Annotated in this window: 21 protein-coding genes and 1 other annotated feature; of the genes, 1 reads left to right on the plus strand and 20 read right to left on the minus strand. The window is 35.6% G+C overall.

The window, feature by feature from the left end; genetic code table 11:
• Window positions 1-10 precede the first annotated feature (10 nt).
• The 11 genes from HCB45_RS12035 to HCB45_RS12085 form a co-directional block, all read right to left on the minus strand.
• The gene (locus HCB45_RS12035) at window positions 11-826 is read right to left on the minus strand and encodes an amino acid ABC transporter substrate-binding protein (RefSeq protein WP_185320007.1); all 816 of its coding nucleotides are present in this window, start codon (window positions 824-826) and stop codon (window positions 11-13) included.
• A 1-nt stretch (window position 827) separates the two neighbouring features.
• The gene (locus HCB45_RS12040) at window positions 828-1475 is read right to left on the minus strand and encodes an amino acid ABC transporter ATP-binding protein (protein WP_185608202.1); all 648 of its coding nucleotides are present in this window, start codon (window positions 1473-1475) and stop codon (window positions 828-830) included.
• A gap of 10 nt (window positions 1476-1485) precedes the next feature.
• Window positions 1486-2127: an amino acid ABC transporter permease gene (locus HCB45_RS12045; protein ID WP_185608203.1), complete on the minus strand. Its 642-nt coding sequence runs from the start codon at window positions 2125-2127 to the stop codon at window positions 1486-1488.
• Window positions 2128-2183: 56 nt separating this feature from the next.
• Window positions 2184-2424: a binding site (T-box leader), on the minus strand.
• Window positions 2425-2524: 100 nt separating this feature from the next.
• On the minus strand, window positions 2525-3565 hold the full coding sequence (locus HCB45_RS12050) for a sensor histidine kinase (protein WP_185320004.1): 1041 nt from the start codon (window positions 3563-3565) through the stop codon (window positions 2525-2527).
• Window positions 3566-3586: 21 nt separating this feature from the next.
• A complete protein-coding gene (gene ade, locus HCB45_RS12055) occupies window positions 3587-5326 on the minus strand; it encodes an adenine deaminase (RefSeq protein WP_185320003.1) in 1740 nt (579 codons plus the stop codon).
• A gap of 20 nt (window positions 5327-5346) precedes the next feature.
• Window positions 5347-5805, minus strand: coding sequence for a hypothetical protein (locus tag HCB45_RS12060; protein WP_185320002.1), 459 nt, complete (start codon window positions 5803-5805; stop codon window positions 5347-5349).
• A 21-nt stretch (window positions 5806-5826) separates the two neighbouring features.
• Window positions 5827-6702, minus strand: coding sequence for an SDR family oxidoreductase (locus HCB45_RS12065; RefSeq protein WP_185620041.1), 876 nt, complete (start codon window positions 6700-6702; stop codon window positions 5827-5829).
• Window positions 6703-6773: 71 nt separating this feature from the next.
• A complete protein-coding gene (gene virR, locus HCB45_RS12070; protein ID WP_185320000.1) occupies window positions 6774-7451 on the minus strand; it encodes a two-component system response regulator VirR in 678 nt (225 codons plus the stop codon).
• Between the two features lie 61 nt (window positions 7452-7512).
• Window positions 7513-9492: an ABC transporter permease gene (locus HCB45_RS12075; RefSeq protein ID WP_185620044.1), complete on the minus strand. Its 1980-nt coding sequence runs from the start codon at window positions 9490-9492 to the stop codon at window positions 7513-7515.
• The gene (locus HCB45_RS12080) at window positions 9482-10249 is read right to left on the minus strand and encodes an ABC transporter ATP-binding protein (RefSeq protein ID WP_185319998.1); all 768 of its coding nucleotides are present in this window, start codon (window positions 10247-10249) and stop codon (window positions 9482-9484) included. The genes HCB45_RS12075 and HCB45_RS12080 overlap by 11 nt, the downstream gene beginning before the upstream one ends.
• 130 nt (window positions 10250-10379) lie before the next feature.
• Entirely contained in the window at window positions 10380-10889 is a 510-nt protein-coding gene (locus HCB45_RS12085; protein WP_185319997.1) for a hypothetical protein, read from the minus strand.
• A gap of 205 nt (window positions 10890-11094) precedes the next feature.
• Between HCB45_RS12085 and HCB45_RS12090 the strand changes: the two genes are divergently transcribed.
• Window positions 11095-11583 (plus strand): shikimate kinase, encoded by a 489-nt coding sequence (locus HCB45_RS12090; RefSeq protein WP_312026328.1) that lies wholly within the window; start codon window positions 11095-11097, stop codon window positions 11581-11583.
• A gap of 31 nt (window positions 11584-11614) precedes the next feature.
• Here HCB45_RS12090 and HCB45_RS12095 read toward each other — a convergent pair whose 3' ends face one another.
• The 9 genes from HCB45_RS12095 to ligA form a co-directional block, all read right to left on the minus strand.
• Window positions 11615-12169, minus strand: coding sequence for a molybdate metabolism regulator (locus HCB45_RS12095; protein ID WP_185319996.1), 555 nt, complete (start codon window positions 12167-12169; stop codon window positions 11615-11617).
• Between the two features lie 343 nt (window positions 12170-12512).
• Complete coding sequence (rlmD, locus tag HCB45_RS12100) at window positions 12513-13874, minus strand: 23S rRNA (uracil(1939)-C(5))-methyltransferase RlmD (protein WP_185620046.1); 1362 nt, start codon at window positions 13872-13874, stop codon at window positions 12513-12515.
• 23 nt (window positions 13875-13897) lie between these two features.
• The gene (locus HCB45_RS12105; protein ID WP_185319994.1) at window positions 13898-14659 is read right to left on the minus strand and encodes a hypothetical protein; all 762 of its coding nucleotides are present in this window, start codon (window positions 14657-14659) and stop codon (window positions 13898-13900) included.
• Between the two features lie 146 nt (window positions 14660-14805).
• A complete protein-coding gene (locus HCB45_RS12110; RefSeq protein WP_185319993.1) occupies window positions 14806-15738 on the minus strand; it encodes a diacylglycerol kinase in 933 nt (310 codons plus the stop codon).
• 141 nt (window positions 15739-15879) lie between these two features.
• Complete coding sequence (gene gatB / locus HCB45_RS12115; RefSeq protein WP_185319992.1) at window positions 15880-17310, minus strand: Asp-tRNA(Asn)/Glu-tRNA(Gln) amidotransferase subunit GatB; 1431 nt, start codon at window positions 17308-17310, stop codon at window positions 15880-15882.
• An 11-nt stretch (window positions 17311-17321) separates the two neighbouring features.
• Complete coding sequence (gene gatA / locus HCB45_RS12120; RefSeq protein WP_185319991.1) at window positions 17322-18773, minus strand: Asp-tRNA(Asn)/Glu-tRNA(Gln) amidotransferase subunit GatA; 1452 nt, start codon at window positions 18771-18773, stop codon at window positions 17322-17324.
• Window positions 18774-18796: 23 nt separating this feature from the next.
• Window positions 18797-19090 (minus strand): Asp-tRNA(Asn)/Glu-tRNA(Gln) amidotransferase subunit GatC, encoded by a 294-nt coding sequence (gatC, locus tag HCB45_RS12125; RefSeq protein WP_003722233.1) that lies wholly within the window; start codon window positions 19088-19090, stop codon window positions 18797-18799.
• Between the two features lie 124 nt (window positions 19091-19214).
• Entirely contained in the window at window positions 19215-20330 is a 1116-nt protein-coding gene (locus HCB45_RS12130) for a CamS family sex pheromone protein (protein ID WP_185319989.1), read from the minus strand.
• Window positions 20327-22342 carry an NAD-dependent DNA ligase LigA gene (gene ligA, locus HCB45_RS12135; RefSeq protein ID WP_185620048.1) on the minus strand — a complete coding sequence of 672 codons (2016 nt, stop codon included), beginning with the start codon at window positions 22340-22342 and terminating at the stop codon, window positions 20327-20329. Before ligA ends, HCB45_RS12130 begins: the two co-directional genes overlap by 4 nt.
• Window positions 22343-22360 lie beyond the last annotated feature (18 nt).

Below are 22360 nucleotides of genomic sequence, written 5' to 3' on the forward strand. Positions count from 1 at the left end.
GTCAATCGCGCTATTGCTTAGCTATTTCATCATCACCAAACCATTTTTTACTAATTTCCTGCATTTTTCCTTCTTTGTATAATTTTTCAAAAGCTTCGTTAATTTTTGTTTGCAGTTCTTTATCGCTTTTGCGCATACCTACAGCAAAATCTGTCGGATCAAAACCACCAGTTATAATGGTATAGTCATCTTTGTTTTTTTGTTTATCAATATAGTAACGTGCGTATACTTCATCAATAATCAAGCCATCAATACGTTTATTATTCAAATCAATAAAAGCTGTATCGAACGTATCATACAATTCTGGTTCGTTGTTTTTGATAATATCTGTGAGCACTTCTGGTTTTTTAGCCATATCATCAATGGAACTTGCGCCGTTTTGAGCCCCTAGTGTTTTATCTTTCATATCACTAAATTTATTAATATTATTTGACTTCAATGTCACTAATACTTGTTCATTTTTCATATAAGGTTTACTAAATGCAACTTGTTTTTTTCTTGCGTCCGTTACAGTATAGCCATTCCAAATTAAATCAATTGATCCATTTTTCAGCTCGGACTCTTTCATCGTCCAGTCAATTGGCGTGAATTTCGCTTTAATACCGTATTCTGCAAAAACAGCTTTTGCAAGATCAATATCAAACCCGACTAAATTATCATCTTTATCACGAAATCCCATTGGTACAAAACTATCATCTAAACCAATTACAACTTCCTTATCTTTTTTTATTCTACTCCACTGGTCTTCCTTGGACTCACCACTTGAACATGCCCCTAGCGCTAACATTACGATTGCCATTACCGTTATTAATAATCCTTTTTTCATATTAATTTGCCTCCTTTTTAAGTGGTTCTACTTCCATCATTTGATTTGCAACTTTTTTTGCAAAGTCGTGATCATGTGTCACAATAATCTGTGTAATACCAACATTTTTCAAACTCAAAATTAACGACGCCACATGATCTCGTAAATCAGGGTCTAAAGCCGATGTAGGTTCATCAAATAGTAGTACTTTTGGATTCATTGCGAGTGCCCGAGCAATCGCCACTCGTTGTTTTTGTCCTCCAGATAATTGATAAGGCATATTATCCGCTTTGTCTGCTAAATCAAGTAAGCCAAGTAACCGTTTAGCTTCTTTGATAGCTTCTGCTTTTTTCGTTTTCCTAGCAAGGGTTGGTGCTAAAATCAAATTATCTAACACACTTAAGTGCGGAAATAAGTGGAATTCTTGGAAAACAACACCAATCGTATTTTCGACATCTTTCCTCGACATCGGATCAATTTTTTCACCGTCAATAAAAATTTCTCCGGTATCCATTTTTTCAAGACCACTAATACAACGAAGCAAAGTGGTTTTCCCGCCACCAGATGGTCCGACGATAGAAAGTATTTCCCCGTCTTGAAGCGCAATATTCACATTATCTAAAATCGTTTTTTGATCAAATTTTTTCGATAAATTTTTAATTTCCAACATTTTCTTCACCTCATTTATAATAACTAAAACGTTTTTCGAGTTGTTTAAATAGTAGCGTTAGGATAGCTGTTAACGCTAAGTAAATTGCAGCAACTAATACGAGCGGTATTAAGGTAACATCTCTACTCATAGCAATTTTTCCTGCTCTTAGTAAATCGCCAATGCCAAGGATGTAAACTAACGAAGAGTCTTTTACTAAATTGATGACTTCATTTCCGATTGCTGGCAAAACACGTTTGACAACTTGCGGTAAAACAATCTTTCGAAGCGTTTGACCGTAAGTAAGACCAAGAACTTTAGCACTTTCATATTGTCCGCTTTCGATTGATAGGAATCCCCCGCGGAAAATCTCTGCGAAATAAGCAGCATAATTTAGAATAAAAGCTATAAACACGGCATCCATTCGGTCAAAAACAACCCCAATAATCGGTAAACCATAATAAATAAAAATTAATTGTAAAAGTAATGGGGTGCCTCGCATAATCCAAATGTAAATGTTTAAAATAAATTTCAGCGGGGCTATTTTACTAATGTTTCCTACTGCCACTATAGCTCCGAGTGGAATAGAACAAACTAGCGTGACGACAAAAACGAGTAAGGTTGTTTTCGCCCCGTCAAGTAATGCTGGTAAAATCTCCATGATATAATCCATAATTATTCGCTCCTTTTTTACATAAAAAAATCTCGTCTCACTTGGCACAAATTGGCCAAGAGGACGAGAATACTATTCACGTGGTTCCACCTCAATTTGCTGATACTTCACAGTACCAACCTCTGTTAGTTCGAGACTAACAAGCTATAACGGGCTTAACCCGAGTTCGCCTACTCACTTATGCTTCAGCAAACCAGCTCCGAGATGTGTTCGATAACGCTATCTTTATCCTTTCACACCAACCAAGGACTCTCTTTTAAAGAATTACGCTCTACTTGTTCTGTTCGACGCTTTTACTTCTTCTTGCTAATACTCTACCACGATAAAGCGATAGAGTCAACAATTTTAATTAACAAAAAAAGACAAGCAAACGAGTCACTGTTTACTTGTCTTTTTATTAATCTTTCGCTATTAGTAAGTAATCGTCTTTTTGTTCGAAATAAAGCCGTACTTCTGTCCCTATTTCACTTTTAGATTCAATACAAATTTCATGACCTAACTTCTTCGCCATTTGTTTAGCAAGATATAGCCCCATCCCAGTAGCTTTTTTTTCTTGGCGACCGATTGTACCTGTAAAGCCTTGTTCAAATACACGAGGTAAATCTTCTTCTTTAATACCTCGACCGTTGTCTTTAATGTGAAGCACTTTTTTTCCAGTTACTTCAGTGTCGCACCAAATTTGAACATCGCCACCATCAGCAGTATATTTTAATGCGTTAGATAACACTTGGTCGATAATAAAGCCAAGCCACTTACTATCAGTTCGCACATCAATATCTACATTTTGCAAATCAAGTTTCATTTTTTTTCCAATAAAAAGTTTGGAGTGACGCTTAACTGACTCACGAACAACAGCACCAAGGTTTTGTTCTTGGATAAAATAGTCTTTAGAAAATGTATCAAGCCTTGAAAAATAGAGTGCTTGCATTACTAATTTATCAATTGTCTCTAATTCTTCATCAATCTGTGTAAAAATTGTTTTGGTATCATTTAAATCTGGGTTATTAATTAACATTTTGCTTGCTACAACAGGAGTTTTCACTTCATGTACCCAGTATAAAATGAAATCATGATATTCTTGCTGCTTATCTTGAAGTTTACTAATAGTTCGTAATTCTTCTTTATGTTTTTTTGCCATTAGCTGATTAAAAAAAGCTTGCTCACGCGTTCGCGGTTTTGGTAGTAATTCAATAATATTTTCTTCAATTTCGCCACTTACTAGGTCTTCCATTTCGCGCCAATAATTGTATTTAAAGAAGTAGCCTAACACTAAGTAAGAAAGTAGGAAGACAAAAACAAAGACATACAAGTAAATGAAATTCCCGAGAGTTAATTTACTATTAGGATCAATTGAAATTAATACCCCGACGAAAAACATAATACTGCAAAAGAACAACAAGAAAAATCGTTTATCTTTTATATAGCTCCACCAGTTCATATCGCACCTCCCTCATTCAAGTTAAATTACTTCAATTGGAATAATTTGGAATGTCGCAAAATCAAATAAGCCTTGATCGGTTAGTTTTAATTCAGGGATTACTGGTAAAGTCAGGAATGACAATGTTAAAAATGGATCAAATCCTTTAGCTTTACTTATCTGATTAAATGCTTTTAAGAGCCCAGCTAAATCATTTTCTACTTCTTCGTATGATTTATTGCTAAGAAGACCTGCGACCTGAAGTGCTAAATGATGCAATACGTTACCTGCAGCATCTACTACCGCAATGCCACCGCCTGTTTTTGTCACATGGTAGATTGCTTTTTCCATAGCCTCATCGCTCACACCAACTGCGACAATATTATGGGAATCATGCGCGACGGTCGTTGCAATTGCTCCTTCTGTTAAACCGAAACCTTTAACCACACCTAAACCAACGCAGCCAGTATTATGATGACGTTCCACAACAGCCATTTTTAGTAAGTCTTTTTCGATTGATGGGACAAATTTGCCATTTTTAATTGTAACTTGTTCAATCAGTTTTTCTGTAAAGAGATTATTTTTTTTCATCCCAATGACATAGCAAGTTTCATTTGTTAATGGAAGTTCTAAATCTTTGATGTTTAAATGATGATTAATTTTTGGAGAAATGAACTTCGCTTTGATTTCCTTTTTAAAGGCTGCTTCTTTACGCGTTCCGTTTTCAACGACTACTTGGCCATTTTTTAAAACTTTGCTAATTTCAATTGTTTTTAAGTCTTTTAGAAAAACAATATCTGCCTGATAGCCTGCTGCAACTGCACCGAGATAAGGCAAGTTATGGCAATTAGCCGCATTAATTGTCGCCATTTGGATGGCCGTAATTGGCTCAATATCGTTTTCAATTGCGAGTCGGACATTATAATTAATCGAGCCTTCTGTTATTAAATCATTAATTAGTTTATCATCCGTACAAAAACAAAAACGATGGCTATTTTTCTCCGTTACTGCTGAAATAGTTTGCTTTAAATCTCGACCAACAGTTCCTTCGCGTAGCATTACAAACATTCCCGCACGTAATCGGTCAAGTGCTTCTTCTGTATTCGTACTCTCATGATCGGTTCGAATGCCAACAGCAAGATAATTATTTAAATCCGCACTCGTTAAACCCGCCCCGTGGCCATCAATTCTGCCACCTTCTTTTTTTGCATCAATAATTTTTGTCAAAATATCAGCACTACCTTTTGCAACAGATGGGAAGTCCATCACTTCTGCGAGACCGATTACTTTTTCGTGTTTATAAAGAGGATGAAGATGTTTTGCATGAAGTGTTTCGCCGTTATGTTCACCTTCTGTTGCTGGTACGGATGATGGTAGCATGACAAACATATCGAGTGGGGCACCTTTTGCATCTTCAAGCATAAATTCAATGCCTTTTTCTCCGGCAACATTGGCGATTTCATGTGGATCCGTAATAATTGTAGTTACGCCATTTGGAAGCAAAACCCTGGCAAACTCAGAAGGTGTTACCATTGCACTTTCAACATGGACGTGCGCATCAATAAAACCTGGTACGATAAATTCTCCAGCAGCATCAATTATTTGATCGGCATCCGGAAAATGACCAATTCCAGCTATATAGCCGTTTTTAATTGCAATATCACCTTCCATAATTTCACCTGAAAATACATTTACTATACGTCCGTTTTTAATAACTAAATCTGCTTTTGCACGGCCATCACTTACTGCGACCCGCTCCTGCAGTTGCTTTAAATTCTCCACCGATTTTTCGCCTCCATTAATTATGCTCCAAAAAAACCTTCGTCAAGTAAATAACCTTCTGCTGCTTCTATCGTTGGGAAAACGGCTTCTAAATTTTCTCCTGTGTAAATAACCCACATTTTATTTTCATAGACTAAAGAAAGTTTTTCCCCTTCATTGTCTTGATATATTTTTGTAAAACCTTCTTTAAACCCGTCTTCATCTTTATCCATATACTCTTTCGCTTCAAGTAACAATACGCGAATTTCATTTTGAGAGTAGTCTTTTACGTTAACGTAGCCTTGCTTATCTAGCGGTTCTACTTCTAAAAACGGAGCGTAAATAAACGCATTTCCATTAGGGTGAAGATGTTTGACGATGATTTTTTTATCTCTTTTACTCGCCGGATAATGTACGTTCACGCGCCCCATAGAAATTTCATGCAGCTCAAAACCATCGATTGATTCTATTAGCGCTTTTTTATCTTCAAAATTTAACATAATATATTTTTGCCTCCATGATTAATTTTCTTTTAAAATATCCGTCACGAGCGCTGGTAACCAAACTTGTAGATTTTCAAAAGTAAAGCCAGCTTCTGTCGCTTTTCTATTATCTAAGTAATACGTTTTATTAATGCTAAACGGCGATTCATCCACATCATCTGTTACTTCTTCTACGAGTGCCACTTCACCTATTTTCGTTTCAAGCATTTTGATAAAAGCATTTAACGAATATGTACCGTTAGAGCTAGCATTAATTGGTCCGGTAAGGTCTGATTCCACCCCTACCCATTCTAAAAAATGAGCCGCTTCATCTGAGGTAATAAAACTTATTTCCGCCTGCGCATTACTAATACCAATTTCTTCATGGTTTTTAATATGCTCCAAATGAAAATGTAGACGTTTTGTATAATCATCGCATCCAAGGACAATGGGAAAACGGACTGCTACTACTGGAAAAGAAGCTTTTTGAAAAAACACAGCTTCAGCAAGTCGTTTGCCTTCCCCGTAATCAAAATCATCTTTGTCACCACTCACAATTTCATAATGTGCTGAATTAAAATCATCCTCGACCAAAGCGCGGTCTTTTTGACTATAAACAGACAAAGAAGATGTATATATGTATCGTTTTACTTTTCCTTTAAATGCATCTACTGCATAAAGAGCTTCTTTCGGTGAGAAACAAATATTATCATAAATAATGTCCCATTCTTCTTTTGCTAATTGGAATAAGGCATCTCTTGATTCACGGTCTAATACAATACGCTTTACAGAATCACCAAAATCATCTTTTGTTTTCCCTCTCGTGCCAATGGTAATATCATGCCCAGCAGAAACAAGACGCTCTACTAATTTCTTTCCAAAAAAACGCGTACCACCAAATACTAAAATTTTCATATTGACTCCTCCTTCATTTACGAAAAACAGGAAGTTCGCGTTTTTTGGCGCTATCTTCCTGTTTACTTTCTTCATTCAATCATATAACCTTGCCCTTTTTTAGTCTTAATAAATTCATCTAAACCGATTTCAGCTAGTTTTTTACGAATTCGTACAACGTTGACTGTAAGTGTATTATCATCTACAAAACTTTCATCTTCCCAAAGTGCACGCATAATTTCATCGCGACTTACAATGCTGCCTTTTTGTTTCATTAATTCATATAAAATCAAAAATTCATTTTTCGTTAATTCAATTTTATCTTCTAAATGGGTAAGTGTATTAGTATCAATGTGTAAAAATACATTATTATGTTCCATTACGTTCGCTTCTTCTAAATCCGCATACGAATATGTCCGTCTCAAAAGTGCATTTATCCTAGCCATTAATACATCCAAATCCACTGGCTTTTCAATATAATAATCTGCCCCCATGTTCATTCCCATGATTTGATCCATTCGCGAGTTACGTGATGATAAGAAAATAATTGGTACATTCGAAACTTCGCGAATTTGATTACACCAGTAGAATCCATCAAAAAATGGCAGATTCACATCTAAAATAACCAATTGAGGCTCAAAAGATAAAAACTCTTGTAAAATATTATTAAAATCATCAACAATCCCTATTTCAAATCCCCATTTACTTAAATGTTTTCTGATAGTATCACGAATTACCTCATCATCTTCTACGATATATACCTTAACCATTTCTTGTACCTCCTCGGCAGAACTCTCTTTTCATTTTAGCTGAATTAAACACAAAAGCCAATTACTTTTTATCTGCCATAACGATTTTAATAAAAGAATTAATGCATAAAAAGTAATAAGCTGCATAACAAATAATGTAAATACACGTTCCAATTAAAACAGGATATTTTATATTATCCATTAAGTTAATCGAAATTCCCCATAAGGCAGCCATTGAATGGGCGATTCCAAAAAATAATGGAATAGCAAAAATAGGCCAAACTTGTTTGGAAATAATCCTTCGTACTTCCTTTTCGGTAACACCTAATTTAAATAATATATCAAACTTAGATTTTTCAGATACAGCATCCGTTACAAGTTTGAAATAAATAATACTACCTGTCGCTAAGAAAAATACAATTCCAATGAAAATTCCAATAAATAATAAGGAGCCTACTAATGTGGAAATCAAATGATAATTCGTATAATAAGAAGAAACATTTTCAGAAAAAAGTGAAGGTTCCCCGTCCACGATAGTTTGCACTTTCTTATCTAAGTCTTCACTGTGATTAGGATTCGTAATATCGAACATTGCTACTAATTCTGGCGAGAATACTCTTTCTAAATCATCATAATATTCATCTGAAACAACGAGCGTCTCATAAGAAATACCCGTATTGAAAATGGAGTTCTCTCGAAAATCAACTACTTTTATTGGTGGCATTTTTTTAGCCAATGGTTCGTTCGATTGGATTACCATTTTTCTTGTTAGCCATTTATCTTGAATTTCCTGCCTAGCGTAGTAGGTGGTTTTTCCAAGTAAAATAGCGTCTCCATATGCTAGTTTTTTTGGCTTCTCAAAATCACTTTGTTGTTTTGCACCAATACGATTATATTCAGATTCGGCTACAACCGTATGAATCATATTATCCATCCGCATTTTATATTTAGGCATATCTTTATATTTTAGCTTAGCACTAACCATTTCTGCTTGCATCAAACTTTTTAATTGATGGTTTTGATCACTCTGTATCGTTTGAATAATTTTTTGTTCATCTTTTGCCGAAATATCAAGTACTTGGTAACTAGAAGGATTTTCTGCTGAAATATCATTTATCGTTCGGACATAAAAGCTACTCATCGACCCAATAATCGTTAAAGTCGTCGCACTTAACACCGCAATCATCGCAATCGTTCCAGCATTTTTCTTTAATCTAAAGCGAAGAGACGTCACACCAATCATGTTTGTTCCGTTGTAAAAGAAACGTTTATTTCCATATAACTTATGGATCACATATGGTGTTCCAAATCTGACCATAAGCCATGTACCTAAAATAACAGCGCATAAAATTACTAGAACTACATCAAAAAAATCATATGCTAACCAAATGGTTGATTCTTCAATATTGCTAGTTGCCAAATAGTATCCAGATATAATAAGAACAAATCCAATTAACATTAAAATCACAGAACCTTTAGCTACTTTCTCTTCTTTTTCATCGTTTTTAAATAATTGGCTTAAATTATATCTTAATACAATGAAAACAGCATAAAAAGATGTAAATAGCATGATTCCAAAAAAAACAAGTCCTGTATCAACAATCGCTTTAAATGAAATAATAAATTCTGCATCTATCGCTAGTCCAACGATCCAAAATAAAATCATCGCGAAAAACTTTGAAGAAAATATCCCAATTAAAACACCAAACAAAGTCGCAAGCATGTATAATAAAGCATTTTCATAAAATAAAACTACAACTATTTGTGATTTCCGTAATCCAAGCAATGAATAAAGTCCAATTTCTCGTTTCCTTCTTTTAAGAAAAAAACTGTTAGAATAAAATATGAAAAAGAAAATAAATAATATCAACATTACACTCGCAGATGAAAACATTGCTGGACCAAACAATTCCCATCGTTTAAAAACCTTATCAATGAGTGGATTATAAGAAAGTGAAACAAATGTAAAAAATACTAATACACACACAATAAGCGAAACAAAGTAGACGATATATTGGTTAAAATTCTTTCGCATATTGGTCAGCGCAATTTTAAATAACATTATTTTCGCCACCTCCAAGAAGCGCCAACACATCTAACACCTTTTGGAAAAATTGTTTTCGTGAGCTTGTTCCGCGGTATATTTCGGTAAAAATTTCGCCATCTTTAATGAACATAATTCGTTCGCAGTAACTCGCTGCAAAAGCATCGTGGGTGACCATCAAAATAGTAGAATCACGTACACTTTTAGCTTGAGAGAGCCCCTCTAACAAATTAGTTGCTGATTTAGAATCAAGAGCGCCTGTTGGTTCATCAGCAAAGATTAATGTGGGTTCTGTAATCATTGCACGACAAACCGCCGTTCTTTGTTTTTGCCCTCCTGAAATATCTGTCGGGTATTTATTCCTGAGATCGTAAATGCCAAACTGGCGCGCGATAATCTCAAAACGTTCATCAATTTCTGTTTGCTTTACACGTGCTAGGGCTAGAGGTAGCACAATATTATCTTTTACTGTCATTGTATCTAATAAATTATAATCTTGAAAAATAAAGCCTAGCTGATCTCTACGAAACACAGCTAAATCTTTTCCTTTCATTTTAGAAAGCTGTTTCCCGCCAATTTCTATTTCTCCAGAAGTAGGTTTATCTATAGAAGATAAAACATTAAGTAATGTGGATTTACCTGCACCTGATGGGCCCATAATACCTACAAATGAGCCTCTTTGAATTTCTAAACTAATACTTCCTAACGCAGAAAACAAGTTTCCTTTTGAACCATATACTTTTCTGACTTTAAGCGCCTTTAGCACTGTATCCATTGTTTTCCTCCCGTTATACGATTATTTGCTTATTTTACCTTATAATGAGCCAAGATACCATGGGCTATAGTTGTATTTATCAAAAAAATCATTTCTCTATTTTAAGAAAACAGAAAAATGATCCTTGGTATTATTTTTTTTCAATGAATATTTCTTCCCCAACTGTATTATCATCTGTATACGTTTCTTGCATGGACTGGATAATTGCTCTTAATTCTTCTAAACTAACAGACACATCTGCCGCAACAATATCCCAAGCAACCTCTTCCCGGCCGTTGATCGATGTCATAATCTTTAATCTACCCTGAGAAAAAAGAATCACTGCTGGCTTAATTAGTTCTGTCCCTTTAATTTCATTCCATGGCTTAAAATCGCCACGATAAGCAAGGCCACGTTCTGTTAACTCTACAGTCGGTGCAATATTGATTAAACGCAGTAATGGTCGTAAAACACAAAGACCAATAAACACAAGTAAAATCACTTCCTCTGTACCTGTAACACCTTTTATATGACTAAAAATAACATATAATAATAATCCTGCAGCAATCCAAAGTAAACAACTTGAAAAAATTAGGCGGCGGTTTACGCCAAATTCAATTTTTTCGGTTTTATTCGTTTGATTCAGCTCATCTTCTATCATCATTTTCCTCCAGTTTACTTCTCTCTTATTTCTATTGTACTAAAAATGTACTACAATGAAAAGAAAGCATTTTATTGTTTAAAATCGCTAGCAAAACAGATTATTTATTGTTGACGTTTCTAGCATTTATGATATAATTTCTTTAATGCTTTTAAGTAGTAAAATATAAAAACTAATAAAGGAGGAGAACATCATCGATCAAGTTATCTTAATTGGCTTCATGGGAGCTGGAAAAACAACGGTTGGCAATATACTCGCAAAGTTAGCTGATTTGCCTTATATTGATATTGACGAAGTAATTATTCGCGAACAAGGAATGAGTGTATCTGAAATTTTTGCAAAGTATGGTGAACAAGAATTCCGCCGGCTAGAACATGAGAAATTAAAAGAACTAGCTAATACCAAAGCCGTTATTGCAACAGGCGGTGGTATCGTTCTAAATCCTGAAAATAGAAAAGTTTTAAAAAATACATATCCGGTTATTTATTTAGAAACTGATCCTGAAGTATTTATGAATCGTTTAAAAGGTGATACGACACGCCCACTAGTTCAACAAAAATCTCCTGAAGAAATTCGTGCAATTTTTGAACCGAGAATTGCCCATTATCAAGATTCCGCAGACTTCATTGTAAATACTGACAACCGCAATCAACACGAAGTAGCTAAAGCCATTTTAATGATGCTTGATAAGTAGAAAAGAGCGCTAATAATTTAGCGCTCTTTTTTTACTCTGTGCAGTGTCGACACCACATATCCGGCAAAACGGAAGTATAATCTTTCGTAAATGTTAATAAGTCATAAAACATACTATCGGCATAACCTGCATCAATATTTTCGATTTTATTTAGTTCTATTTCACGATGAAGCGATTCAAGCGCGGCATCACGAAGACCAGGAAGTACATAGCCAGTTATTTTAATTTGTGCTAACGCAGCCGAAACAGTTATCCGGTCTGATTCTCTTACAGCACTACCATATTCCGCTAAAAGTTGTTGTAAACGGTCCACTCCATCGTCTTTTGCTGGCACATAGGTAGAATGTTTGACTGTTTCCATCATGTATCGCGGAAAAGAAGCTAAATTAAGACCTTGGTCACTCTTATCGCTAAAATATTCTTCTAAACGATGTAATACCTCCATTCCATCTTCATAGCCAAAAGGGCTGAATGAATCGGTTTTGTCTAAATAATAACTTGCTTTAAAATGTTCTTTAAAATGGGGATGGGTTGTCTCTAGGTCAAGTGCAGCATCTGGGCGGTCAATATACATAGTAATAGCCATTTTATAAGTTCCTCCATTCATGTGAAATCCGTTACATACATCTTACCAAATTCAACCAGTTATGGAAAGCGAAAAAATATTATGACAATTTATCGACAATTTCATGTCTTTTTCATTGTTTATTTTGTATCTTAAATAACTTTTCAATGCTAAAACATTATATTTTTTAAATTATGATATTTAAAAAGTTAAAAATAACACCTTTGACCATATTTTTAATTCATGGTTAAATAATAACTGGACTTGATTTCTGCAAATCTCGTCTGTTAATTTAACTTAGTCAAACACACACACTCGAAAAACAAAAACCGCCATTTATCCCATTTTGGCGGTTTTTGTTTTTTTATTTTAAATTTAAAACGGTCACAGCTTCAATATGGGTCGTCATTGGAAACATATCTACAGGTTGTACTTTCTTCGCTTCATAACCGCCTTCTGTTAATATTTTCATATCTCGAGCTAGTGTTCCTGGATTACAAGAAACATAAACAACCTTTTTCGGTTTCATTGCAAGGATTGTGTCAAGGAGTGTTTCGTCGCAACCTTTTCTCGGTGGGTCAACTACTAAAACATCTGCTACGATACCATTTTTATACCACTGAGGAATAACTTCTTCTGCTTTACCTGTTTCAAAGGTTGTATTCGTTAGGTTATTTAATTTCGCATTTGCACGGGCATCTTGAATAGCTTGGTCAACAATTTCAACCCCATAAACATGTTTTGCTTTTTTAGCAAGACAAAGCGAAATGGAGCCAATTCCACAATATGCATCAATCACAGTTTCTTCACCAGTTAATTCTGCAGAATCAATAGCTTGTTGATACAAAACCTCTGTTTGCAAAGGATTTACTTGATAAAAAGAACGTGCGGAAATGGCAAACTTAATACCATGAATCGTATCTTCAATAATATCTTTTCCCCAAAGTGTTTTTGTGCGATCACCGAAAATTACATTTGTTTTTTGTGGATTAATATTTTGAACGATGGAATGTACTTCTAATTGATTCGTTAAATCATGCATAATTTCCGCTTTAAAAGGGAGACGCTCTTTCGTCGTTACAAGGACAATCATTAATTGCCCTGTAGTATGTGCAAACCTAGTCATAATATGGCGGATATCACCTTTACCCGTTTTTTCATCATAAGGTTCCGTACCATATTTAGCCAGAATTTCTCTTGTTTTTTGAACAGCGAGATCTCCTTTTTCATTATGAATTAGACAGGTTGACATATCAATAATATCATGACTTCTTTTTTGATAAAAACCAGCTGTTAATTTCCCATTCACAAAGCCAACTGGGACTTGTGATTTATTACGGTAACGCCACGGATTTTCCATACCAAGGGTTTCTGGTACTTCTACGCTTAATTTACCAATACGTTTCATCGTTTCTTCTACTTGATTTCGTTTAAAAGCTAATTGTCCGCTGTAACTCAAATGTTGTAAACTACAACCGCCACATTTTGAATAAACGGCACAAGGTGGTTCAACACGTTCAGTACTAACAACTTCAATAGTTTCCATCCGTGCAAAGCCGTAATTTTTATTTAATTTAGTAATTTTTGCTCTCACTTTTTCTCCGGGCAGTGCATTTGGAATGAAAAGTGGGTAGCCATCAATCTTGCCTACACCACTACCATCATGTGTTAAATCTTCAATAGTTAGTTCAACAAATTGATTCTTTTTTAAAAGGGATACTTCCAAAGTCCCTTGCTCCTCTCTTTGCTTTACTTAATAATGTACTCGATGCCGATTGGTTCTGTGATAGTGGCTTCTTTTTGGTCTTTAAATATAAGCATCGTATTTTTTTGCAAAGTAAAATCATATATAAATGATTTTGGATAAATCATTACATTCTTTTGAGCGCTTAAATTCTTTGTATTGTCATTTATCGTTATTTCATCAGGAATTTTATTGCTAAAAATATTTGCAGCTACTTCGGCATCTTTGCTTGAGTAAGCCGTTTCAAGGGTTAATTTAATATCGTTTTTATTGGTCGTTTCTACTTTTATAGCTTTTGGTCCTGTTTCAATCGTTCGTTCGCCACTTTTAATTTCGTAATTAGCAAGCTTTTTTTGGATAGTAGTTGTTGGATAGCGATATTTTGTATTAGTAATATATTCTGAAACTTTTTTTGCATCAATACGAAGACGATATGCTTTCATTTCTTTGTAGCGATTATTAGAAGAAGCTAATTTATTTAAAATTTCAGGATTAGTTGTGGCTATAATTAAATCACCATTTTTAGCGATTGTGGCCTCTGTACTGGGAGATGGGATAGACAAAAATACATTATCTTCTAAGGGAATTTGCATTTGGTCATTTACCCATACTTTATTACTTTCAATTAATTCCGTTTTACTTACTGTTGGAGCTTGTTCTTCGGCATCAACTCGCCAGAAGAAGAATATAGCCGTTGCGATAGTAATGATAAGAATAAGAATAGCTATTATCATAATGAATTTTTTTAATACATATCCACTTGTCATATCGCTTTCACCTCATTTCATGTCAGAATACCTATTATACTTGTTTTGTTCAAATAAGACAAATATCTAACAATAATTACATCCTTCTTACTATGTTGCAGTTAGGACATTTAGGCTAAAGAAAAAAACTACCATGTTGGGCAGTTTTAGTTATTTTCTTTTATAAATAAATCGGTTGCTGGTATATCATCTACACTCGCAAAAAATTCAATATGTTGTTTCAAATTGCGGAATGCCATTGGCGTTTCCCCACCAAGCTCTCCGTCAAGGTTAATTAACATTTTGTCTTCAGAGTGTACAATTACTGTTTCTGATTTCACATAAATAACGTTTGGTTCTTTAATATGATCTCCTCTAAGTGCCAGAGTAACTAAGCGAATAAATTCTGCTAAATTCACTTTTTTGACGATGATGAGCGAAAACTTACCATCATCTAACTTGGCATCAGGGGCAATTTTTTCAAAGCCTCCGATAGAATTGGTTAAACCTAAAAGAAAAAACATGACTTCCCCTTCAAAGACACCTTGATCATATTCTACTTTTACTTTAGTAGCTTTCAAAGAAGGTAGCATTTCAATTCCTTTTAAATAATAAGCTAATTGTCCAAGCATCGTTTTTAATCGACTGGGGACATCATATGTGAGCTCTGTGAGTCTACCCCCGCCGCCAATATTAATAAAATAAGTATCATTTGCTTTACCTATATCCATTGCTACACTTTGACCAGCTGCTATAATCTTCGTTGCTTTTATCACGTCTCTAGGAACATGTAAGGCTCTTGCAAAATCATTCGTTGTTCCTGTTGGAATAATCCCCACTTTTGGTCGATATTCTTTTTCGGCAATACCGTTAATGACTTCATTAATGGTTCCGTCTCCGCCTGCCGCTACAACTAAATCAAATCGATTTCTTACAGCTTCTTCCGCAGCATGTTTAGCGTCATCTGGTTCTGCAGTTGTTGCGTGGGCAGATGTTACGTAGCCTGCTTGCTCTAATATCGAAAGGACATCTGCGAGATTTTTCTTAATAATTTCTCTTCCAGATGTGGGATTATAAATAACTCGAGCGTGTTTTTGCATTATGTTCGTCCTCTCCTTCATTCAAACAGCGTTGTTCAAAAGAAAAGCGCGTTTTGACACATGATAGTAATATTATAGCAAATTTCGCTATAAATTCCTAATAAATAAAGCAGTGAAGCGAAAAGCCCCACTGCTCATAGTTTAACGTTTGTTCATTTCTTCAAGTAATAGTTTATTAACCATTGGTGGATTTGCTTGGCCTTTTGTTGCTTTCATTACTTGACCAACTAAGAACCCAACGGCACGGTCTTTTCCATTTTTAAAGTCAACAATCGATTGCTCATTGTTATCTAAAATTTCGCTAATGATTGTGCGTAAAGCTCCTTCATCGGAAATTTGAACAAGTCCTTTATCTTTGACAACTTGCTCTGCTTCGCCACCATTTTGCGCTAATTCGCGGAAAACTTTTTTAGCAATTTTAGATGAAATAGTACCTGCTTCGATTAATTTAATCATGCCTGCAAGATTTTCAGGAGTTAGTCCTGTTTCATGAAGTTCTTTTTGTTCGGCATTTAAATAGGCGGAAACTTCGCCCATCAACCAGTTAGAAGCTTGTTTAGCGTCCGCTCCAGCAGTAAGAGTTGCCTCAAAGAAATCAGACATTTCTTTTGTTAGCGTTAGAACCATCGCATCATATGCTGGTAGACCAAGATCATTAATATAACGAATTTGGCGTTTGTCGGGAAGTTCAGGAATTTCTGCACGAATGCGTTCTTTCCATGCTTCATCAATAAATAAGTCTACTAAATCTGGCTCAGGGAAATAACGATAATCGTCGGAACCCTCTTTAATACGCATCAAGGAAGTTTTTCCAGTTGCTTCTTCAAAACGGCGTGTTTCTTGTTCGATAATGCCACCAGACTTAAGTACTTCAGCTTGGCGTTTTTCTTCATATTCAATACCTTTACGCACATTGTTAAATGAATTCAGGTTTTTTAGTTCCGTTTTCACACCAAATTCTTCTTGACCAATTGGACGAATAGAAATGTTGGCGTCACAGCGCATGGAACCTTCTTCCATTTTCACATCGGATACGCCAGTGTATTGAATAATAGATTTTAGTTTTTCCAAGTATGCATAAGCTTCTTCTGCAGAACGAATGTCTGGTTCAGAAACGATTTCGATGAGCGGTGTTCCTTGGCGGTTAATATCCACTAAAGAATAACCGTGCGATGTATGCGTATTTTTCCCTGCATCTTCTTCTAAATGAAGACGAGTAATACCGATTTTTTTCTTTTTACCCCCAACTTCGATTTCAATCCAGCCATGTTCGCCAATTGGTTTATCGAACTGGGAAATTTGGTATGCTTTCGGATTATCAGGGTAAAAATAGTTTTTACGGTCGAATTTTGTATGTTCAGCAATCTCGCAGTTGATTGCCATGGCTGCTTTCATACCATATTCGACAGCGCGTTTATTTAAAACTGGTAAAACACCTGGCATTCCTAAGTCTACCACGGTTGTATTTGTATTTGGTTCTGCTCCAAAATGAGCTGGCGCAGAAGAAAATATTTTTGAATTGGTTTTTAACTCTACGTGAACCTCAAGTCCAATAACTGTTTCAAAATTCATTGCTACGCCTCCTATAAGTTTGGTTTTTCTTTATGGAATGTTGTTTCTTGTTCAAATGCGTGCGCTACTTTGTATAATAATGATTCTTCAAAGTAGTTACCGATAATTTGTAATCCTACTGGTAAGCCATCTGAGAATCCACATGGAATAGAAATAGCTGGCACACCTGCTAAGTTAATCGGAACAGTTAAAATATCATTGGAGTACATTGTAATCGGATCATTAATCATACCGTCAATTTTAAAAGCTGTTGTCGGAGAACTTGGTCCGATAATAACATCGTAGTTTTCAAATACATTAACAAAATCTTGTTTAATTAATGTACGAGCTTGTTGCGCTTTTTTATAGTAAGCATCATAGTAACCCGAACTTAATGCATATGTTCCAAGCATAATACGACGTTTTACTTCATCTCCAAAGCCTTCAGAACGCGTTTTTGTGTAAAGTTCTTCTAAAGTAGTCGCGTTTGGAGAACGGTACCCGTAACGAACGCCGTCAAAACGAGAAAGGTTAGAAGAAGCTTCACTAGATGCTAAAATATAATAACTTGCTACACCGTATTCAGAATGTGGTAAAGAAACTTCATCCCAAGTAGCACCAAGTTTTTCGAGTGTTTTAAGTGCATCTAATACTGCTTGTTTGACACCAGGATCAACACCTTCACCAAGATATTCTTTTGGAACACCAATGCGTAGGCCTTTAATATCCCCAGTTAAGCTATCTGAGAAGCGTTCTACTGGTTGATTGATGGAAGTAGAATCATTCGCATCTAAACCAGAAATCGCTTCTAGTAAATACGCATTATCTGCTACGTTTTTTGTAATTGGGCCAATTTGGTCTAAAGAAGACGCAAAGGCAATTAAACCGAAACGAGATACACGGCCATATGTAGGTTTCATTCCGACTACCCCACAAAAAGCTGCTGGTTGACGGATAGATCCACCAGTATCACTACCAAGCGAGAATAATACTTCGCCTGCTGCAACTGCGGATGCACTGCCACCTGAAGAGCCACCAGGAACTCTGGATAAATCCCATGGGTTATGTGTTTTGTGAAAATACGATGTTTCTGTAGAAGATCCCATCGCAAATTCATCCATGTTTAATTTTCCGATATTAATTGTTTGCGCCTTTTTTAATTTAGAAACAACGGTCGCATCATAAATCGGGTCGAAGTTTTCTAAAATTTTACTTGCTGCTGTTGTACGCAAGTTTTTTGTTACGATGTTATCTTTAATCCCGATTGGAAGCCCTGCAAGCATGTTGTTAGGATCTATGCCAGCATCTCCAAGCTCTTCTGCTACACCAAATGCTGCCTCTTTATTTAAAGTAATAAAAGAACCAACTTTGTCCTCTACAGATTCAATTCGGTTGAAAGATTCTGATACTAAATCAAATGGTGAAATCTCTTTTTTTACTAATTTATCATGTAATTCTTTTACTGAAAAATCAAATAAGCCCAAAATATTTTCCCTCCTTAACGTGTTTATTGTTCCATAATTGTAGGTACCTTGAACATGCCGTCTTGCTCATCTGGCGCATTTTTCAGTACTTCTTTACGATCTAATCCTTTTGTTGCCACATCTTCACGTAACACGTTCGATACGTCGATTGCATGGCTGGTAGGTTCTACATTCGTTGTATCTAAAGTATTTAATTGCTCTACTAGCTCAATAATTTTACCGAGCTGACCCGCAAAAGCAGTTGCTTCTGTTTCTGAAACTTCTAACTTGGCAAGATTTGCTACTTTTTCTACTGTTTCTTTGGATATATTTGACAAAATGCCATCCTCCTTTTTAGTGGTACTTTCTACGCGATAGTACTTCCCGCCTGTTAAAAATGGGAAGAACTGTCCTCTCCTGCATAATTATACAACAGGAAAGAACAATTCGCATTGATTTTTATTAATCATAAATGTGAGCAGTAGCTGCATCTTCATTTGCTTTTCTAGTAATTAAAGCGGCTGGACCGTCCGATGTAGATATATTTACTTGTAAATCAGCTGTTTTCGGAATATGTTGTCCTACTAAATCTGTCACATATTGCGTAAAGCCAATAATTTCCGCTTGTCCATAAAATTGTAATGGGATATCAATACTAAGTTCTGTTAACTGCCCGTCTTCATATCTACCACGACCAACTACGCCTGTAAAATTCGGATAGTAATCTTCAATAGATTTTTTGAAGTTAAGGAAATTATCATTGTCTGTTTTGTGATTTTTTGCAGCTTCCGTGGATGGTAAAACGTAATTTTTTTCGTCAATGTCTTTCCAATTAGATAAGCTATCGCCATTTGCTGTTGTATAAGTAAGAAAATTACCTGGAGCTACAGCATCACGTGGCCCTTGCTTATAAATAGCAATCGTAACTGGAACATTTTCCAATCCTTTTGTTTGGCGAATTCGATTCAACACAGTAGCAGACATTTCTTTTCCTTGTGCTAGTAAATCGCTGTCACTGATTTCTTGTTCAAAAGTATCTCCGTATTGTTCTTTTTGATAGTAATCAACAGAATTCATTGCCAGCGCGATAGAAATCCCACCAAGCGCTACTGTATCTTTATCTGTTTGTTTTAAATAATCTTGTTCTAAAATATGTGCTAAGTAAATTGGCTTACGATCTTTTCCGTCACCATTACTTTCTGGATTTAAACCATTGGGATTTTTTTTGCTTTTTCGGTCTAACCATTTTTCTAATGTATCCTTATCCAAATATTGTCCTTCTTGGAAAAGGTAATTGTCTGGCGAATATTTATTTTGGGAAATTCGCATTAAACCCGATTCCAACTCGTTAATATCATACCGAGAGTATATATTCGATACTACAAGACCACGAGATTTACTTGCTTTATACGGTAATACTGTTTTGTAATAATTAGATGAAATTTGATTTTTTGTCATGATGCCCGTTTCTGCTTTTTTATCATCTTTTTGTACCACTTTATCGTTTGAGTCGAGTTTTGGGGCACAGCCAGAGAGAATAAGCGTTAAACCGAGCGCTGCAATTATGAGTTTTTTCATTCGTTTAATCCACCTTCGTCTGGTAAGTACTCTATTAAGTCTTCTTCGGACCAAATAGGAATTGCTAGTTCTTCAGCTTTGGCTAGTTTAGAACCAGCATCACTGCCAGCTACAACAACATCCGTTTTCTTACTGACGCTTCCAGAAACATTTCCACCGAGAGATTCAATTAATGCTTTTGCATCGTTTCGTGTTAGCTTTTCCAGTTTTCCAGTTAAGACAACTGTTTTTCCTGCAAAAACAAGTTCCTCTTCGGACATATTTTCTAGTTTTGGCCCTGTATAGGTCATATTGACGCCAGCCCTTTTTAGTTCTTCTAGTAAATCATGTACTTCTTCATTCGCAAAATAAGTCACAATACTGTCTGCCATTTTTTCCCCAATATCGCTAATACTTGTCAATGTTTCTTTGTCTGCTATTTTCAAATTATCCATTGTTTCAAAATGAACTGCAAGCGATTTGGCTGCTTTAGCACCAACATGGCGAATTCCCAAGCCAAAAAGTAATTTTTCAAGCGAATTTTGTTTACTTGCTTCGATGGATGCCAGTAAATTGGTTACTGATTTCTCACCCATTCTTTCTAATTCTAACAGTTTCTCTTTCGAAAGGAAAAACAAATCTGCTACATCTTTAATTAAATGCATTGAAAATAGCTGAATAATAACTTTTTCACCAAGACCATCGATATTCATCGCATTTCTTGAAACAAAATGGATAAGCCCTTCTTTAATTTGAGCTGGACACTTAGGATTAATACATCTTAGTGCTACTTCTTCTTCTAAGCGAACGAGTTCACTATCACATGTTGGGCAGTTTTTTGGCATGTGGAAAGGTTCTTCACTACCGTTACGTTCTTCGGTAATGCTCTTAATCACTTCAGGAATAATATCGCCAGCTTTTTTGATTAAAACGGTATCGCCAATGCGAATATCTTTTTCTGTAATTAAGTCTTCGTTATGAAGTGAGGCACGGCTAACTGTAGTTCCTGCTACTCTTACTGGTTCTAACACCGCTGTGGGAGTTATTACGCCAGTTCTGCCAACGTTCAATTCAATATCCAGCAGTTTAGTTGGTACTTCTTCTGCAGGAAATTTATAAGCAATTGACCATCGTGGTGATTTCACTGTTGTCCCCATTTGCCGTTGTTGTTCTAAATTGTTTAATTTCAAAACGATACCATCAATATCGTAAGCTAAACCAGCTCGTTTTTCTGTCCACTCGTCAATATAAGCATATACTTCCTCTAAATTATTGCAAAGTCTACGCTCTTTATTGACTTTAAGACCTAGTGTTTCAAGCATGTCTAAGCCTGCGCTATGTGTCTCAACACCCATTTCACCAAAATCGGCTACAGCATAAAGAAAAATATCAAGATTTCTAGATGCAGCAATTTTTGTATCTAATTGACGAAGTGATCCGGCCGCTGCATTTCGCGGATTTGCAAATAACATCTGGCCTTCTTCTTCGCGTATTTCATTTAATTTTTGGAAGGAACGTTTTGGCATAAAAGCTTCCCCACGAACTTCAATGGAATAAGCTTTTTTCAGTTTCATTGGGATAGAACGAATCGTGCGCAAATTAGCAGTGATGTCTTCACCAACTGTTCCATCACCTCGCGTAGCACCTTGATTGTACTTACCATTTTCGTATTGAAGTGATACGGCTAGTCCGTCAATTTTCAGTTCGCACATATAACTAATGTCATCACCGACTTTATCACGGATACGGCGATCAAAATCAGCCAAGTCATCGCGATTAAACGCATTTGCCAAGCTTAACATTGGTGTGTCATGTTCTACTTTTTTAAAACCTTCTAAAACTTCTCCGCCTACTCGTTTCGACGGGGATTCAGGTGTAACCCATTCTGGATGCGCTTCTTCTATTTTAAGTAGTTCTTGCATCTTTTGATCGTATTCGGCATCTTCTACTGTTGGATTATCAATTACATAATAATCATAGCTGTATTGATCAAGTATGTTTATTAGTTCTTCATACCGTTTTTTATCAGCCATTTCTTCACCTGCTTTTTC

Origin of the sequence: Listeria farberi (assembly GCF_014229245.1) — a bacterium.
Lineage (GTDB): Bacteria > Bacillota > Bacilli > Lactobacillales > Listeriaceae > Listeria > Listeria farberi.

What these genes read in the sequence shown, in the direction of transcription:
- HCB45_RS12045 (WP_185608203.1), bottom strand. Translation starts at nt 2,127, where the DNA reads ATGGATTATATCATGGAGATTTTACCAGCATTACTTGACGGGGCGAAA.
- virR (WP_185320000.1), bottom strand. Translation starts at nt 7,451, where the DNA reads ATGGTTAAGGTATATATCGTAGAAGATGATGAGGTAATTCGTGATACT.
- HCB45_RS12080 (WP_185319998.1), bottom strand. Translation starts at nt 10,249, where the DNA reads ATGGATACAGTGCTAAAGGCGCTTAAAGTCAGAAAAGTATATGGTTCA.
- HCB45_RS12075 (WP_185620044.1), bottom strand. Translation starts at nt 9,492, where the DNA reads ATGTTATTTAAAATTGCGCTGACCAATATGCGAAAGAATTTTAACCAA.
- HCB45_RS12065 (WP_185620041.1), bottom strand. Translation starts at nt 6,702, where the DNA reads ATGAAAATTTTAGTATTTGGTGGTACGCGTTTTTTTGGAAAGAAATTA.
- ligA (WP_185620048.1), bottom strand. Translation starts at nt 22,342, where the DNA reads ATGGCTGATAAAAAACGGTATGAAGAACTAATAAACATACTTGATCAA.
- HCB45_RS12040 (WP_185608202.1), bottom strand. Translation starts at nt 1,475, where the DNA reads ATGTTGGAAATTAAAAATTTATCGAAAAAATTTGATCAAAAAACGATT.
- HCB45_RS12110 (WP_185319993.1), bottom strand. Translation starts at nt 15,738, where the DNA reads ATGCAAAAACACGCTCGAGTTATTTATAATCCCACATCTGGAAGAGAA.
- HCB45_RS12035 (WP_185320007.1), bottom strand. Translation starts at nt 826, where the DNA reads ATGAAAAAAGGATTATTAATAACGGTAATGGCAATCGTAATGTTAGCG.
- HCB45_RS12050 (WP_185320004.1), bottom strand. Translation starts at nt 3,565, where the DNA reads ATGAACTGGTGGAGCTATATAAAAGATAAACGATTTTTCTTGTTGTTC.
- HCB45_RS12105 (WP_185319994.1), bottom strand. Translation starts at nt 14,659, where the DNA reads ATGACAAGTGGATATGTATTAAAAAAATTCATTATGATAATAGCTATT.
- HCB45_RS12095 (WP_185319996.1), bottom strand. Translation starts at nt 12,169, where the DNA reads ATGGCTATTACTATGTATATTGACCGCCCAGATGCTGCACTTGACCTA.
- HCB45_RS12085 (WP_185319997.1), bottom strand. Translation starts at nt 10,889, where the DNA reads ATGATAGAAGATGAGCTGAATCAAACGAATAAAACCGAAAAAATTGAA.
- HCB45_RS12060 (WP_185320002.1), bottom strand. Translation starts at nt 5,805, where the DNA reads ATGTTAAATTTTGAAGATAAAAAAGCGCTAATAGAATCAATCGATGGT.
- gatB (WP_185319992.1), bottom strand. Translation starts at nt 17,310, where the DNA reads ATGAATTTTGAAACAGTTATTGGACTTGAGGTTCACGTAGAGTTAAAA.
- HCB45_RS12130 (WP_185319989.1), bottom strand. Translation starts at nt 20,330, where the DNA reads ATGAAAAAACTCATAATTGCAGCGCTCGGTTTAACGCTTATTCTCTCT.